Raw genomic sequence first — 15121 nt, forward strand, 5'->3', positions numbered from 1 at the left:
TGGAAGATGGGCCTAACGGATAGCCTGGCTAAACCGCACCTCGTCAATCATCCCGCGGCCACGTGGTGATCGTCAACCCCTCCCCCACCCCGTCATCCTAACGAAAGTCAGGACCCAGGATTGCAAGGGGCGGCGTTCGTGACTTTGGGTCCTGACTTTCGTCAGGATGACGGAGGAAGGCGTACGTTACCTGACCAAATCTTCGTCCCGCTTCAGCAGAACCCCCGCGCGCCAATAATGGAACAGCGCCCACGGCGTCATCAGCACGATGATCACCAGCGCATAGCGCAACGAATCCTCGCCGAATCCCGGCTTCAACAGATCGCTCAGCCACCCCACCAGCGTCGGCCCGAGCCCGAGCCCGACCAGGTTGATCACCAGCAGCGTGATCGCCGCCCACATCGCGCGGATCTGCAGCGGCGCGAGATGCTGGATCAGCGCGAAGCTCGGCCCGAGATAAGAATTGGCGAAGATCAGCGAGACGAAATAGCTGCCGATCGCGATCCCCGGCGCGTCGATCAGGTAGAAGGCGAGCGCGAACGGCAGCGATAGCCCCTTCATCCCCAGCACGACCCAAGCCTGCACATGCAGGCCGTGGCGCTTCGCCAGCACGTCCGCGATCTTGCCGCCCGCAAGCGCCGAGACCGCGCCGAACAACGCCCCCGGCAACGCGACATAGCGCGAGATATCGAGCATCGACACGCCGAGCGAGCGCTGCATGTAGCTCGGTCCCCAGCCGGTCAGCGCATAGCCGATCATCGAGGTGAGCGTGACGCCGACGACCAGATGCCGCGCCGGCGCGCTCGCCCACATCGATGCGAAGCCTTGCGCGACGCTCGGCATCGGCTTCACCTCGGTCGCGCGGGCGGCATCGGACAGGCCGCGGCGAGGCTCAACCATGAACAGGCGGACGAGAACCGCCAACGCGATTCCCGGCAGCCCCACCGTCATCATCGCGATCCGCCAGCCGTACGAGTGCGCGACAACGCCGCCGATCAGCGTACCGAACCCAGCGCCGAGCACGACGCCGAGCGAATACACCGCCATCGCACTCGCACGCTTCTCGGGCGGATACAGGTCGGCAATGATCGAGTGGCTGGGCGGGCTCGACCCCGCCTCGCCGATGCCGACGCCTATCCGGAAGAGCATCAGCTGCGTGAAGTTCTGCGCGAGCCCGCACAGCGCGGTCATCGCACTCCAGATCGTCAGGCTGGCGGCGATGATGTTGCGGCGGCTGGTCCGATCCGCCAGCCGCGCGACCGGAATGCCGAGCGTCGCGTAGAAGATCGCAAACACGAGTCCGGAGAGCAGCCCGAGCTGCGTATCGGTCAACAGCAGATCAGCCTTGATCCGTTCGAGCAGGATCGCGAGGATCTGACGGTCCATGTAGCTGAAGAAATAGGTGAAGGTGAGCAGCGCGAGCGTCAGACCCCGTCGCTTCATCGCCAAGGCATCGGCGATCTCGGGATGGGACTGATACGCGACGGCCATCGGCAATACCTCGAAGTCGAAACAGACCATACGCTAAGGCAATCGAGGCGTACCAGACAAGCTAAAGCTGAGCTTCGCGCCGACTTGCGACAAACCGAGCGCCCAAGCGCGACAAGCTGAATTAGCGCTAAGAAGCAAAGTATTGGATTTTGCAGGTAGCCGCGGGTTTCACGAGAAGGACGGCGGAAGATGCGTCCTCATTCGGGTCGCTCTTCCGCCTTATCCCCTCTCCAACGTCGTGGCCGGGCTCGTCTCCACATCGTCGAGGGAGCGGAGCGTCCGGGCAATCTGAATACCGGGTATGCGGCTCCCCTCGCATAGATTCGCGCTGTTGCAAAGCGACTTTTCCTTACTGGTTTCCCTCAAGCAAGAATCCTTGGCTCTGCGCGTTGCTTGTGGTCGACGGCCCCCTGCCCCATTTGCGAAGCGACGCAATCGCTGGAGCATTCCGATGATCGACCTGTTTTACTGGCCCACGCCGAACGGCCACAAGATCACGCTGTTCCTGGAAGAAGCCGGGTTGGACTACACGATCAAGCCCATCAACATCGGTAAGGGCGAACAGTTCGCTCCCGAATTCCTGAAGATCGCGCCGAACAACCGGATGCCCGCGATCGTCGATCACGCACCCACCGATGGCGGCGAGCCGATCTCGGTCTTCGAATCGGGCGCGATCCTCCTGTATCTGGCGGAAAAGACCGGGAGGTTTGGTGGTCGCGATTTGCGCGGCCGGACGGACGTGACGCAGTGGCTGATGTGGCAGATGGGCGGGCTTGGCCCGATGCTCGGGCAGAACCACCATTTTAACCGCTATGCGCCCGAGAAGATTCCGTACGCGATCGACCGGTACGTGAAGGAAACCAACCGGTTGTACGGCGTGCTCGATCGCCGGCTCGAAGGGCGGGACTTCCTCGCGGGCGACTATTCGATCGCGGACATGGCAGCCTATCCCTGGATCGTGCCGTACGAGGCACAGGGCCAGCGGCTGGAGGATTTCCCGAATTTGAAGCGCTGGTTCGAAACGATCGCGGCGCGGCCGGCGACGATCGCTGCGTATAAGAAGGGCAAGGCGGTGCATGACACCAGCGTGCCGATGACCGACGAGGCTAAGAAGATGCTGTTCGGGCAGACCGCAGCTGCTCGATAAGGGCGCGGTAAATCGCCCCCTCCGTTCGGCGTGACGGCAACGTGAAGGCAAGTTTGCCCTCTTAAACACTACCCCGGCGAAGGCCGGGGCCCAGTTGGGGGCCGCTGCTCAACTTAAGGCAGCGCTTCGTCACGAGAGCCGTTCCATTTGGCCCCCGGCCTCCGCCGGGGTGGTGACTTAACTGTCCACTTCGATCGGTTCGACCCGTGGCTTCGGTTTGAAATCTCAAGGCTCGCGGCGCATCGGCATCGACCCGGATCTTGGGGCAAGGACACGCGCCAAGGTCTTAGTCATCATCACCAACGCGCCCTTCGAGTCGGCGGGGGCGACCGACAATCCCATGCCAAAAACGCCCGCGACACTCGCCACGCTGACGACCGCGCCCATCGGGCTCGCGCGCAACGCTGGGACCATCTGGAACGGGGCGATCGTGTTGAGCCCGTAGAGGTCGATGAAGTCCTCGACGTCGAGCGCATCGCGATCCTCGTGCCCGCCGATCCCTGGGCCGCCGCCCGCCACGACGGCGACGGCACCTCGCTAGGCATTGCTCATGCCTGCGCACTCGGGCGAGCCGATGCGCGAGCGTGCCACGCCTTTAGGTGCGTCAGATCGTCGGGCACCACGAGGCCGACGAACTTCGCGAAGTCGATCGTCGTCAGCAGGACGATGTCGGCGATCGTGTAGCGCTCGCCGTCGAGCCAGTCGCGGCCGTCGAGCGCATGATCGAACTCCGTCATCGCCGCCAGCACGCGCGGGCGCTGGCTATCGCCGAATTCGGTATATTGTGGCTGGACGATCCGCGCGGTCCAGGGATGCGTGTGCAGCCACACCATCGACAGCGGCGTCATCAGCCGCAGCTCGATCCGCCGGATCCACATGTCTATCTCGGCGATGTTGTGAGCGCCATTGCCGAACAGCGGGGGCTCGGGGTGCAACACCTCGAAATAGCGACAGATCGCCACGCTTTCGGTCAACACGCGACCGTCGTCGAACGCGAGCGCGGGAGTCTGGCCGAGCGCATTGACCGACAGGAACGAGGCCGACTTGTGTTCGGCCTTGGGGATCGAGATCTGCGCCATCGGCACGCGGACATGCTTTTCGGCGAGGAAGATACGGACGCGACGTGGGTTGGGCGCGGGTAGCGCGCTATCGTAGAACAGCAAATCCGCTTCTCCTCGATTTCGGTTTTCGAATATACCGTATGGCATCGCCGGACGCATTCGCCTAGCGATGCGCGGATGACGACTGCCGCAGACATGCTCACCACGGGCTTCGCCACGCTGCCCGATCTGATCCACGCGCATGCGCTCGAACGGGGGGATCGCACTGCGGTTGCGGATGCGCAGGGCAGCATCGACTATCGGACGCTCGATGGGATGATGAACCGGGTCGCTGCGGCGTTGCAGCGCGACGGGGTGACACCGGGGGCTGCGGTGGCCATCGTTGCGGCACCGACGACGGACTATGCAGCCGCTTTCCTTGGTGCGGTACGTGCGGGGTGTGTCGCGACGCCGATCGCGCCATCCGCTACGCCGGCGGCGATCGCGGCGATGATTGCGGATAGCGGCGCGCCGATCGTGTTCCTCGATGCGGAGAATGCTCGGGCGCTGGAGAGGCAAACGCTTTCAGCCCGTCCCATCTTGTTCCCCCGCGAAGGCGGGAGTCCAGACTGGGCCCCCGCCTTCGCGGGGGAACAAGCTTACTCGAAGTGGCTCGCCCCAGAAAACGCAAGCCCGGCGCGCGTCGCGATCGCTTCCGAAGACCCGTTCAACATCATCTACTCATCGGGCACGACCGGCACGCCCAAGGGCATCGTCCAGAGCCATGCGATGCGCTGGGCCCACATTTCGCGCAACACCGCAGCGGGGTTCGACACCGCAGTCACGATGATCGCCACCCCGCTCTATTCGAACACCACATTGGTCAGCTTCCTGCCGACGCTCGGCTGGGGTGGCACCGTCGTACTGATGGGGAAGTTCGAGGCGCGCGCGTATCTCGAACTCGCCGAGTGGTACCGCGCGACGCACACGATGCTGGTCCCGGTCCAGTATCAGCGGATCATGGCGCTGCCCGATTTCGATGACTTCGACCTGTCGGCATTCCGCTTCAAGACCAGTACCAGCGCGCCCTTCTCCGCAGCGCTGAAGGCCGATGTGGTCGCGCGCTGGCCGGGTGTGCTGGTCGAATTCTACGGCATGACCGAGGGCGGCGCGAGTTGCGCGTTGAACGCGACAGCCAACCCAACCAAGCTCCACACCGTCGGCCAGCCGATGCCGGGCCACGAAATCCGCCTGATCGACGATGACGGTGTCGAGGTCGCGCCAGGGGAAATGGGCGAAGTCGTCGGTCGCAGCCCGGCGATGATGAACGGCTATCACGGCCGCGCGGATGCGACGCGCGATGCCGAATGGCATGACGCGGACGGCAACCGCTACATCCGCCACGGCGACGTCGGGCGGTTCGACGAGGACGGTTTCCTCACGCTGATGGACCGGAAGAAGGACCTGATCATCTCGGGCGGGTTCAACATCTATCCGTCCGACCTGGAGGCGGTGTTGGCGCAGCATCCGGCGGTCGCGGACTGTGCGGTGATCGGCGTACCGTCGGAGGCCTGGGGCGAGACGCCGGTCGGCTTCTACGTCCCGCGCAATGGCGCGACCGAAGATGCGCCGTCGATCCTGGCGTGGGCGAACGCGCAACTCGGCAAGACGCAGCGACTGTCCGCGCTCCACATAGCCGAGGAACTGCCTCGAAGCGCGATCGGCAAGGTGCTCAAGCGCGAACTCCGCGATCGGCTTATTGCAACTCTTCCGTCATCCTGACGAAAGTCAGGATCCAGAGCCATAGGCGTCGGGCTGCTTGGCTCTGGATCCTGGGTCGAGCCCAGGATGAAAACATGGAAAGGACCCCAAATGACCAGCCTCAAACAGGCGATCGACGCGCTGGTGCGGACCGAAGATGGCTTACGCGGGACGGTGCCGGAGAACTGGCTGCAGGGCCGGACTGCATATGGCGGGTTCTCGGCAGCGCTTGCTCTGCATGCCGCGCAGCAGTCCGACATCGACCTGCCGCCGCTGCGGTCCGCGCAGGTGTCGTTCATCGGGCCGCTGTCGGGCGACATCACGATCCGTGCGAGCCGACTACGGCGCGGGCGCAACGCCGCGTTCGTCCAGGCGGATGTCGAGAGCGAGGCCGGGCTCGGCCTACGCGCGACCTTCGTATTCATGGGCTTGGTGGAGTCGCGCGTCGATCACCAGACCGGCGGCGCGCCGGACTTTCCGATGCCGCAGCCCGATACGCAGACGTTCCGCGGCCATAGCGCGGTCGCGTTCTCGCGCAATTTCGACCTGCTCGACCGCCGCGACGACAGCGTCGGGCCCGCCGAGTGGCTCCGCTGGGCCCGGCTGGTCGACCGTGACGGGCTCGATCCTATGGTCGAACTCATGGCCGTCGCGGATTGCCTGCCGCCTGCCGCGCTGAAGCTGCTCGGCGGGCCTGCGCCGCTCAGTTCGATGACATGGCTGCTCAACATTCTCGGCCCGCAGCCGGTAACGCGCGACGGCTGGTGGCTGCTTCGTGCGACGACCGACTATACGAAGGACGGCAGTTCGAGCCAGCAGATGGCGATCTGGAACGCCGACGGCATGCCGGTCGCCGAACAGATGCAGAGCGTCGCGATCTTCGCCTGACCCCATATCCCGGCCCCTGACATATCTTGCGACACATTGCCGCCACGGCGGCAGAACCGTGCGACAACCGGGGTTTAGACGGCGGTTATTCGATGGGAATTCGTCCCACTCCGCCGGAGACCGACATGCGCAAGACCGTCCTCACCCTGATGATCGCCGCCAGCGCGATCACCTCCGCCGCCAGCAATGCGCAAACTGCCCCCGTGGCGCCTATGCGTCAGGATGCGAGCGGCGTCGCCACGCGCGCGGAAGCGATCGCGCAGGCCGACGCCCGGTTCGCGCAGATGGATACCGATCGCGACGGCCGGGTGACCGGCGGCGAGATGCAGGCCTATCGTGCCGCGCTGCACGATCGGATGGTCGCGAGCGGTCGCGATGGTCCCGTGCCGTCGCCGGGCAGGCGCAAGCATGATGGCATGGGTCGTGGGATGGCCTCCGACGGCGACGGCAGCGTGACGCGCGAGGCGTTCACAGCTCGCGCGCTCAAGCGGTTCGACCGGATGGACGCCAATCACGACGGCACGATCGACGCAACCGAGCGTGCCAATGCCGCCGAGATGCGCCACGTCGACCGGCGCGAACGCCGCGGCGGCGTGACCGCGCCCGTGACCGTGCCCGCACCTACGCCTGCTCGATAACTAGGAAACGGGGAAGCAGCGGGTGAACCCCGATGCTTCCCCTGGACAGCCGCCATGCTAGACACTGCCCCGATGGGAGATATGCCGCATTTGCTGCTCGTCGACGACGAGCGCTCGATCCGCGAGCCGTTGGCCGTGTACCTCACCAAGCAGGGGTTCCGCGTCACGCAGGCGGGCGATGCCGAGGCGGCGAGGACGCGGCTGACGGCGTATGCGATCGATCTCGTCATCCTCGACATCATGATGCCGGGCGAGGACGGGCTGTCGCTGTGCCGCCACATCGCCGCGACGAGCGACGTGCCGGTGATCCTGCTGACCGCGCGCGCGGAGGAGACGGACCGGATCGTCGGGCTGGAGATGGGCGCGGACGATTACGTCGTTAAGCCGTTCTCGCCGCGCGAACTGGCAACGCGGGTCAAGGTGGTGCTGCGGCGCGCGACCGCGGGTGGTTCACGGCAACATGCGCCGGAGAGCAGTTCGTACGGGTTCGCCGGTTGGGTGCTGAAATCTGGCGAGCGTGCGCTGGTCGACCGCGAGGGCGTGTCGGTCCCGCTGTCGACCGGCGAGTATAATTTGCTGCTCGCGCTCGTGACGCGGCCGCGCCAGGTGCTGACGCGCGACCAGTTGCTCGACCTGACGCAGGGGCGCGAGGCGGCGGCGTTCGACCGTGCGATCGACAACCAGATCAGCCGGCTGCGACGGAAGATCGAGGCGGATGCGAAGACACCCGAACTGATCAAGACGGTGTGGGGCGGCGGCTATACGCTGGCGGCGGAAGTCACGCGCTTGTGACGCGGTTCCGGCCGTGGCCGCGCAGTCTCGCTGGCCAGATGGCGCTGCTGATCGCACTCGCGCTGTTGGTGGCGCAGGTCATCAATTTAGGGCTCGTCCTGCGCGATCGTGTCGAGTTCCGCCTGTCCCAAGCGACCCGCCCCGTCGCGATCCGGATCGCCGACGCGCTCGACCGGGAAGCGCATGCCGGCCGACCGCTCACAGCGGATCGCGGGAGGGTCCGCCGTCTCGCGCAGAATCCCATTCCCCCGGGCGCGTATGAACGCCACCCCGAGGTCGCCGAGGAATTGCGACGGCAACTTGCCGATCAGGGCGTGACGGTGGGTGTGATCGATACCGGGCTCAGACCGTCCTCGGACCAGGATGCAGAAGCTGAACACGACGACCGCCGCCGCGCCGGTATCCACCGCCGCGACCCCGACGGTGCCACGCTGTTGATCGCCGTTCAACAACCCGGTCGTGGCTGGCTGACTGCGGCGGCACCCTGGCCGCAACCGGGATGGCGCCTGCTGATCGCGCTGCTCACCCAGACCGCGATCCTGTACATCATCGTGCTCTTACCCGTGCTGTGGATCGTCCGCCGGCTATCGCGACCGCTCCGCGATCTCCGCGTCGCAGCAGAGTCCTTTCGTCCAGGCGAGCCCGGTACGCCGATGCGCGCGGACGGGCCCGACGACGTCGCGGCGCTGATCACCGCGTTCAACGCGCTGCGGCTGCGCGTGACGGGCATGCTCGACGAGAAGGACCGGATGCTCGGCGCGATCGGCCATGATCTGCGCACGCCGCTGGCGGCCTTGCGCGTGCGGATCGAGTCGGTCGAGGACGATACCGACCGCGTGAAGATGATCGACACCGTGGCGGAGATGAACCGCACGCTCGACGACATCCTGTCGCTGGCGAGGCTCGGGCGACCGAGCGAGCCGCTGACCGATGTCGATTTGGCGGCGCTAGTCGATGCCGTGGTCGAGGATTTTCGCGATATCGGCAGCGATGTAAGCTTCGTCGAAACTGAGCGGCTGCGGATGCATCTGCGCCCGTCGCTGATCCGTCGCGCGGTCCGCAACCTGATCGAGAACGCAATCAAATACGGCGTGTCGGCGGAGGTACGCGTTGAGGCGGACCCGCGCTGCGTCGCGATCGTCGTAGCGGATCAGGGACCGGGGATCCCGGAGGACCGGATGGGCGACGTGTTCGACGCGTTCACCCGGCTGGAGAGTTCGCGTAATCGCGAGACCGGGGGCATCGGCCTTGGTCTCGCCCTCGCCCGCGCGATCGTGCGTGAAGCCGGCGGCGAAATCCGCCTGATCAACCGCGCGACCGGCGGCCTCGACGCGATCATCGAGCTGCCGCGGTAGTTCTTCCTGCTCCCTCTCCCCTCCGGGGAGAGGGTCGGGGTGAGGGGCAGCCAAGCAGCGGGACGCCTGGAGCAGCCCCTCACCCCAGCCCTCTCCCCGCAGGGGAGAGGAACAGCGCGCACCTAGTCTTCGAGGATCTGGCTGTGCGTCCGCGTGTCCTTCATGCGGAGGTACACGATCAGCGACACGCCGATCATCGCGGTCACATACCAGTAGAACCCACGCTCCATGCCCTCGTTCTTCAGCCACAGTGCGACATACTCCGCGGTCCCACCGAACATCGTGTTCGCCAGGGCATACGGCAAAGCGACACCCAGCGCGCGGACGTGCGCCGGGAACAGTTCCGCCTTCACCACCGCGTTGATCGCGGTGTAGCCGGTCACGATGAACAGCGACCCGACCACCAGACCGAACGCCAGATAGGGGTTCGTGGCAGTCTCAAGCACGGTGAAGATCGGCACCGTGCACAGCACGCCGGCGATCCCGAACCCGACCATCAGCGGTTTCCGCCCGATCCGATCCGACAATGCCCCGGCCGCCGGCTGGAACGCTGCGTATAACGCCAGCGCCGCGGTCATGATCAGCGTCGCGGATTCACGGCTGAACCCACTCGTATTGACCAGGAACTTCTGCATGTACGTGGTGTACGCATAGAAGGCGAGCGTACCGCCCGCGGTGAGCAGCAGCACGGTGAACGCCTCGCGCGGATATTTGCTGAACAACAGCCACCCGCTCGATTTCGGCGTGCCATCAGCCTTGGCGTTCTGATAGCTCTCGGTCTCGAGCAGCCCGCGACGGATGCGGAACACGACCAGCGCGAGCACGCCGCCGATCGCGAACGGAATCCGCCAGCCCCAGGCGTCGAGCTGTGCCGTGTCCAGCGTCGACTGCAGCAGCAGCAACACGCCGAGCGCCAGCAACTGCCCCGCGATCAGCGTAACGTACTGGAAACTGGAGAAGAAGCCGCGCCGCGACTTGCCCGCCATTTCCGACAGATACACCGCACTCGCGCCATATTCGCCGCCGACGCTGAGACCCTGCATCAGGCGTGCGAGGATCAGCAACGCCGGCGCGATCCAGCCGATCGTCGCGAAGCCCGGCGTGATCGCGATCAGGAACGAGCCCGCGCACATCAGCGTCACCGACAGCGTCAGGCCCGATTTGCGCCCGTGGCGATCGGCATAGATGCCCATCACCCACGCGCCGATCGGCCGCATCAGGAAGCCGACCGCGAACACCGCGGCGACGCTCATCAACTGCGCGGTCGAATTGCCCTTGGGGAAGAACACCGGCGCGAAATACAGCCCGAATGCCGAATAGACGTACCAGTCGAACCACTCGACGAGATTGCCTGCAGACCCACCAAGGATCGATTTAAGGCGGTGGTTCTTCTCCGGCGCGATTGTGCTGCTCGCCATCACTTGGTCCCCTGCGTTGCAAAGCCGCGCTTCTTGAGCAGCGCGTTCACATCCGGATCACGACCGCGGAACGCGCGATACGCCTCGGCGCGATCGGTCTCGTTACCCGTCGACAGCAGCACGCGCGCGAACTTGTCCGCCGTCGCCTTGTCCCAAGGACTGCCCGCTTCCTCGAACGCCGCGAAGGTGTCAGCGTCCATCGTCTCGGACCAGAGGTAGCTGTAATAGCCCGCCGAATAGCTGTCCGACGCGAACAGATGCTGGAACTGCGGCACGCGGTGACGCATCACCAGCTGCTTCGGCATGCCGATCTCGGCGAGCGTCGCGGCCTCGAACTTGTCGGGATCGATCACGCCGTCGGGCACGGTGTGGATCTTCATGTCGACGATCGCCGACGACAGATATTCGGTGGTCGCGAAGCCCTGGTTGAAGGTGCGCGATTTCTCGATCTTGTCGAGCAGGTCCTGCGGCATCGCCGCCTTGGTCTGGTAATGCCGCGCGTATTTGTCGAGCACGTCGCGGGTCAGCAGCCAATGCTCGTTCACCTGGCTCGGATATTCCACGAAGTCGCGCGGCGTGCCGGCGAGCCCCGGATAATAGACGTTCTGGAGCATCGCATGGATCGCATGGCCGAACTCGTGGAACAGCGTCTGCGCATCATCGAGACTGATCAGGATCGGCTCGCCGGGCGCACCCTTGGCGAAATTATTGTTGTTCGACGACAGCACCAGCTGCGCCGGGGCAAGGCCCCGCTGGCCACGATACGTGTTCGCCCACGCACCCGACCGCTTGCCGGTCCGCGCGAAATCGTCGCGATAGAACAGCCCGACGTCCTTGCCATTCTTGTCGGTGACGCTCCACACGCGCATGTTCGGCTCGAACACCGGCACCGTCCCGGTGATCTCCTTGAAGTTCAGCCCGTAAAGCCGGTTGGCGGCGTACAGCGACCCCTGGATGATGTTGCCGAGCTCGAAATACGGCTTCAGCTGCGCCTGATCGAGATCGTAGCGGGCTTTGCGCACCTTCTCCTGGTAGAAGCGATAATCCCACGGTTCGATCGTCAGCGAGGTGCCGGCGACCTTCTGCATGTCCGCGACCTCTTCGGCGACGCGCCCCTTGGCGGCGGGCCAGACGCGCATCATCAGGTCCATCGCCGCGGCAGGCGTCTTCGCCATCGTGTCCTGCATGCGCCAGTCGGCATGCGTCTTGAACCCGAGCAGGTGCGCACGGTCGGCGCGCAGCTTGACGATCTGCGCGATCGTCGCGTTCGTGTCGTTCGCATCGCCGTTATCGCCGCGGTTGACGAACGCGCGCCACACCTTCTCGCGCAGTGCACGGTCGGTGGCGTAGGTCAGGACCGGATCGACCGCCGACCGCGTGTTGACGATCGCAAAACCCGGCAGCTTCCGCTCGGCCGCCGCGGCCTTGGCTACCGCCTTCACGCTGTCGGGAAGCCCGGCGAGTTGCGCCTCGTCGGCGACCGAGATGGCCTTGCTCTCGTCCGCGAGCAGCTTCTCGCCGAACGTCGAGAACGCGGTCGCGAGCTGCTGATTATACTGCGAAAGCTGCGCCTTCTGCGCATCGTTCAGCTTGGCGCCCTGCCGCACATAGCTGTCGTAGATCCGCGTCACGAGCCGGATTTGCTGGGCATTCAACCCGCTCGAATTGCGCGTATCGTAGATCGCCTGAATCCGCGCGAACAGCGGCTTGTCGAAGGTGATCGCGTCCGACGCCGCGGAGAATTTCGGCGACCATTCGCGGTCGAGCTTCTGGTAGGCGGGCGTGTTCATGTTGCCGGTCATCACGCCGAACAGCGTCATCACCTGGCCGTAACGCTTGCCGGCTAGCTGCATCGGCACGATCGTGTTGGCGAAAGTCGGCTTGGCCGGATTGTCGGCGATCTTGCGATAGTCGGCGGTCCGCTCGGCCAGCGTCGTCTCGAACGCCTGCGGGAACAGCTCGGGGCGAACCTTGTCCCACGGTGGCACGCCGCCCATCGGGCCGGTCCAGTCGGCGAGCAAAGGGTTACTGGCAGGCGTCGTAGCCGGACTGGTCCGAGCGCCCGTCTGCGCGATGACGGAGGTAGACGCCATCAGCGCGACGGCACTGGCGGCGAGGTATAGAAATTGCACATGGATCTCCCGGTCGACGTTCCGGGTAGCATAGAGATAAAGTTACGTAGCGGAACCCGTATGGCTCATTTGGCCCCGGCCCTCCCCCGTGGAATTCCCGTCAGATTCCGTTTCCGGTCAATCCAAAGGCAATTCGTCGGTCGCTTGCGTAGCCGCCAGTGCCGCCGCCGCGATCAGCCGGCGACCCGTTTCCGCAGCCGCCTCGGGCGTCATCGCGATGGCCAGGCCGTCGGCCCCGTCCAGCGTTACGACGCCATTCTCCGCTGCTGCTACGCCCGGTATCGTTTCCGGCTTCAACATCATCGCACTCCAGACCCGGTCCGGTCGGCGACCCGCAGCAGTCAGTCGCCCCTGTAACCGTACAGATATTGTGGTTCGAACTCCGCAACGGCTGCCAGCGCTTTATGATCCAGAATATTTACCTCGCCGGCCTTGAACGTCAGGAGATTTTTCTCGCGGAGCGCCCTCAGCACGCGGTTGACGTGGACCCCGGTCAGCCCGCTCGCCTCGGCCAGGTCGGGTTGTGTCATCGGCAGCATGTAGCGCCCATCGGCCGCCATCCCGACCATTTCCAGCCGCGCATTCAGCTCGCAGAACAGATGCGCGATGCGGCCCTCCGCGCCTAGACGCCCCAGCCGGAATATCCACTCGCGGTGCATTGCCGCGTCGAGCAGCGTGCTGAACCACAGTTTCTGCGTCAGGTGCGGATAACGCTCGGTGATCGACTGCAGCGTGCGGTGTTCGAAGCAGGCGATCTTCACGGGCCCGAGCGTCGCGATATCGTGATCGAGCCGCTTCATCGGAAACGCGTGCAGGTCGACGAAATCGCCGGGCACGTGCACCGCGACCAGCTGACGCTGGCCCTCGCGGTCGTCCATGTAGCGGCACACGAAACCTTCGAGCAACAGAGTGCTCGTATCGATCAGGTCGCCCGCACGGACGATCTGCTTGCGCGCAGGCACCTGGCGAACGGATTCGATACCGTCCTCCAGAACCTGCTTTTCTTCGCTGCTGAGTTCATGGCGGCCTCGCCCCATGAGGAATTTTTCCGAGATCATCGACGCCCCTTCTTCGTCTGCTCCCGTACCGCCACGCCGGCAAAAAGAACAGATCGGGATTCGTACTGATACGTATCAAAGGTTGTACCATGAGCGAAACATTGCTGCGGTTCGCGGGTTCCTCCCCGACCATGTATCAGCCAGTTTTCCAAAATGATCATCCCTTGGCGCGCAAGTTCATCGAGAACGTGCAGGCACCACAGTTCCCCTGCGTCGGCGCGAAATCCGCGCTTGCCAAGGGGCAGATGGATATCCTCGTCGCGCGCGACGTGCGATCCGCTTGGGATGACATGCGAATTTCTCCGGCACTGGGCGAGACAGTCCGGAAATACCGCGAGGATCGTGCGATCTTTCGGACGCTTATCATTCTCTTCGAAGCGCCTGCTTTGCTGTCGGAGGAAGAGTTCGAAGCCCATCTTTGGGCGCGTGCTCAATCACTTAGCGACAAGGACGAGTGGCTCGGCTACCGTCCGGATCCGTCGGTGAGCAGCGATCCCGACGATCCGCATTTCTCGCTGAGCTTTGCGGGCGAGGCGTTCTTCGTGGTTGGCTTGCATCCGAACGCTAGCCGTCCCGCGCGTAAATTTGAATCGCCGGCGATGGTATTCAACCTGCACGACCAGTTCGAGGTGCTGCGTGATCAGCAACGCTACGACAAGCTTCGCTCGTCGATCCTTGCGCGCGATCTGGAATATGCAGGATCGATGAACCCGATGCTGTCGCGCCATGGAGAATCGAGCGAGGCACGACAATATAGCGGGCGCGTCGTCGACGAATCCTGGAAATGCCCTTTCAAGCGAGGCGAAGCACGTGGCTGACATCAAGACGATCCCGCCGCGTTCGGGTGCTGGGTTCACGCTCGACAAGGGGCAGACACTGACCGTGATCGATCCCGAGGGGCGGCAGGTTTCCGATCTCCTTGCCTACAACCGGGCGGACGTGCGGGAGGCGATCTCGTCGGGGCGGACGCTCGATTACGCAAGCCGGTTGTATCTCACGACCGGCGACCTGCTCTATTCGAACCGCAGCAACGTGATGCTGGAGATCGTGTCGGACGATGTCGGCCGGCACGACTTCCTGCTGACGCCGTGCTCGAAGGAAACCTTCGCGATCATCTATGGCGACACCGATCCGCATCGGGGCTGCTTCGGCAATCTCGCGGAGGCGCTCGAGCCTTGGGGCGTGGAGCCGGACCAGATTCCGGTCGCGTTCAACTGCTTCATGAACGTGCCGATCAACGGCGAGACCGGGACGTTCACGGTCGAGCCTCCGCTGAGCAAGGCTGGCGATACGATCGTGTTCCGCGCGGCGATGGACCTGGTGATCGGCATGACTGCATGCTCGGCGCTGCAATCGAACGGGGGCTCGTTCAAGCCGGTCCAGTACAGGATCGACTGAACC

At 64.6% G+C, this 15121-nt stretch carries 15 protein-coding genes; 8 read left to right on the plus strand and 7 right to left on the minus strand.

Translation table 11 applies throughout. The features are described 5' to 3' along the window. Positions 1–186 precede the first annotated feature (186 nt). The gene (locus tag U1708_RS13505; RefSeq protein WP_332746366.1) at positions 187–1521 is read right to left on the minus strand and encodes a spinster family MFS transporter; all 1335 of its coding nucleotides are present in this window, start codon (positions 1519–1521) and stop codon (positions 187–189) included. 421 nt (positions 1522–1942) lie between these two features. Here U1708_RS13505 and U1708_RS13510 point away from each other — a divergent pair, with 421 nt between their 5' ends. After that, positions 1943–2638, plus strand: a complete 696-nt coding sequence (locus U1708_RS13510; RefSeq protein WP_332746367.1) for a glutathione binding-like protein — start codon at positions 1943–1945, stop codon at positions 2636–2638. 225 nt (positions 2639–2863) lie between these two features. Here U1708_RS13510 and U1708_RS13515 read toward each other — a convergent pair whose 3' ends face one another. Together U1708_RS13515 and U1708_RS13520 are read right to left on the minus strand one after the other, a co-directional pair. Continuing rightward, positions 2864–3157 (minus strand): SDR family NAD(P)-dependent oxidoreductase, encoded by a 294-nt coding sequence (locus tag U1708_RS13515; RefSeq protein ID WP_332746368.1) that lies wholly within the window; start codon positions 3155–3157, stop codon positions 2864–2866. Positions 3158–3186: 29 nt separating this feature from the next. Next, complete coding sequence (locus U1708_RS13520) at positions 3187–3801, minus strand: glutathione S-transferase family protein (protein ID WP_332746369.1); 615 nt, start codon at positions 3799–3801, stop codon at positions 3187–3189. Positions 3802–3876: 75 nt separating this feature from the next. Between U1708_RS13520 and U1708_RS13525 the strand changes: the two genes are divergently transcribed. The 5 genes from U1708_RS13525 to U1708_RS13545 all read left to right on the plus strand — a co-directional run bounded on the left by U1708_RS13525 (position 3877) and on the right by U1708_RS13545 (position 9112). Beyond that, a complete protein-coding gene (locus tag U1708_RS13525; protein WP_332746370.1) occupies positions 3877–5460 on the plus strand; it encodes a class I adenylate-forming enzyme family protein in 1584 nt (527 codons plus the stop codon). Between the two features lie 90 nt (positions 5461–5550). Further along, on the plus strand, positions 5551–6327 hold the full coding sequence (locus tag U1708_RS13530; RefSeq protein ID WP_332746371.1) for a thioesterase family protein: 777 nt from the start codon (positions 5551–5553) through the stop codon (positions 6325–6327). 125 nt (positions 6328–6452) lie between these two features. Then, complete coding sequence (locus U1708_RS13535) at positions 6453–6965, plus strand: EF-hand domain-containing protein (protein WP_332746372.1); 513 nt, start codon at positions 6453–6455, stop codon at positions 6963–6965. A gap of 72 nt (positions 6966–7037) precedes the next feature. Next, the gene (locus U1708_RS13540) at positions 7038–7757 is read left to right on the plus strand and encodes a response regulator (RefSeq protein ID WP_332746423.1); all 720 of its coding nucleotides are present in this window, start codon (positions 7038–7040) and stop codon (positions 7755–7757) included. Positions 7758–7795: 38 nt separating this feature from the next. Then, positions 7796–9112, plus strand: coding sequence for a sensor histidine kinase (locus tag U1708_RS13545; RefSeq protein ID WP_332746373.1), 1317 nt, complete (start codon positions 7796–7798; stop codon positions 9110–9112). Positions 9113–9234: 122 nt separating this feature from the next. Here U1708_RS13545 and U1708_RS13550 read toward each other — a convergent pair whose 3' ends face one another. The 4 genes from U1708_RS13550 to U1708_RS13565 form a co-directional block, all read right to left on the minus strand. Further along, positions 9235–10530, minus strand: coding sequence for an MFS transporter (locus U1708_RS13550; protein WP_332746374.1), 1296 nt, complete (start codon positions 10528–10530; stop codon positions 9235–9237). Continuing rightward, positions 10530–12662, minus strand: coding sequence for a M3 family metallopeptidase (locus U1708_RS13555; RefSeq protein ID WP_332746375.1), 2133 nt, complete (start codon positions 12660–12662; stop codon positions 10530–10532). Before U1708_RS13555 ends, U1708_RS13550 begins: the two co-directional genes overlap by 1 nt. 117 nt (positions 12663–12779) lie before the next feature. Beyond that, positions 12780–12962 (minus strand): hypothetical protein, encoded by a 183-nt coding sequence (locus tag U1708_RS13560; protein ID WP_307083898.1) that lies wholly within the window; start codon positions 12960–12962, stop codon positions 12780–12782. A gap of 41 nt (positions 12963–13003) precedes the next feature. Beyond that, positions 13004–13720 (minus strand): Crp/Fnr family transcriptional regulator, encoded by a 717-nt coding sequence (locus tag U1708_RS13565; RefSeq protein ID WP_307083895.1) that lies wholly within the window; start codon positions 13718–13720, stop codon positions 13004–13006. 131 nt (positions 13721–13851) lie between these two features. Between U1708_RS13565 and gntA the strand changes: the two genes are divergently transcribed. Then, positions 13852–14538, plus strand: coding sequence for a guanitoxin biosynthesis heme-dependent pre-guanitoxin N-hydroxylase GntA (gene gntA, locus U1708_RS13570; protein WP_443030051.1), 687 nt, complete (start codon positions 13852–13854; stop codon positions 14536–14538). Further along, a complete protein-coding gene (locus U1708_RS13575) occupies positions 14531–15118 on the plus strand; it encodes a DUF1989 domain-containing protein (RefSeq protein WP_332746377.1) in 588 nt (195 codons plus the stop codon). Before gntA ends, U1708_RS13575 begins: the two co-directional genes overlap by 8 nt. Positions 15119–15121 lie beyond the last annotated feature (3 nt).

The organism is Sphingomonas arabinosi (assembly GCF_036663715.1).
Taxonomy (GTDB): domain Bacteria; phylum Pseudomonadota; class Alphaproteobacteria; order Sphingomonadales; family Sphingomonadaceae; genus Sphingomonas.